Annotated in this window: 2 protein-coding genes; both read left to right on the top strand. The window is 48.4% G+C overall.

Features of this window, described 5'->3' with window-relative positions; all coding sequences use genetic code 11:
- A partial coding sequence (locus AC6F7T_RS08940; RefSeq protein WP_500717995.1) for a phage BR0599 family protein occupies positions 1-434 on the top strand: 434 nt, incomplete at its 5' end.
- Position 435: 1 nt separating this feature from the next.
- Positions 436-1012, top strand: a 577-nt coding sequence (locus AC6F7T_RS08945) for a hypothetical protein (protein ID WP_500717996.1), incomplete at its 3' end; no start/stop codon positions are given.

Below are 1012 nucleotides of genomic sequence, written 5' to 3' on the forward strand. Positions count from 1 at the left end.
CCTGTGAGTCTGTTTACACCTCTATGCGTAGATTGGGTTTGTCAACGCAGTTTGAACTAACGTGCGTTCATGCAATTTATGGCGCAGGGTGTAAGGCGAATAAACCGGCAATGAGGGTTGATGGCACAGTTAATGTCATCAACAACCTAGCTTATACCGTTATTGGTATAGGCGGTTATCCTGACGGGTGGTTTGCATCAGGCATGATCGAGTCAAATGTTGATCGGCGGTTTATCATCTCCCACATCGGCGATGTTATCACGCTATCAAGGCCACTGAACGTGCCGTTAGGTGCAACTGTTGCGCTTTATCCCGGCTGTGATAAATTGCTGGATACCTGCATCAACAAGTTTAACAACGTGGACAATTATCTGGGCTTTCCTTGGATGCCTGATCAAAACCCATTCGGCGGTATGCCGATAGCGAGGCTTTAAAATGGTTTGGTGGTTTGTCGCGGCTCTTATTATTTCTGTTCTTTTAGCTCCAAAGGCCAAAAACCAGAAACCGGCGGGAATTGAAGAGTTTGACATTCCGACCGCGAAGCTTGGTCGGGATATTCCTGTACTGTTTGGTCGCAAGATGATGAAAGCGCCAAATGTAGTTTGGTATGGTCACCTTCGCACCCAGCGCATCAGAAAAAGATCAGGCTTTTCAAAAGTGACAGTCGGGCATAAATATTATATCGGAATGCACATGGTATTGTGCCACGGAGCAACATCAGGCGAAACAATCACGCTACATGAAATATGGATAGGCGACCAACGGAAATGGTCAGGATCATCAACTGGAGGCGCTATCAGCGTATCTGGTGTCGGCACAATAGACTTCTTGACTGGCCACCCAGCGCAGGGGCGCAACTCTTACCTTCAGGGGCGCTTTGGCTCCAACATTCCGGCTTTTCGTGGCGTGGTATCCATCGTTTTACGACAGGTTTATATTGGCGAGTCACCGTACGTGGAGCCGTGGACGTTTGTTGTTTCGCGCTATCCTGAAGGGCTGACAACCGGAATTG

It is taken from the genome of Pelovirga sp. (assembly GCF_059864205.1).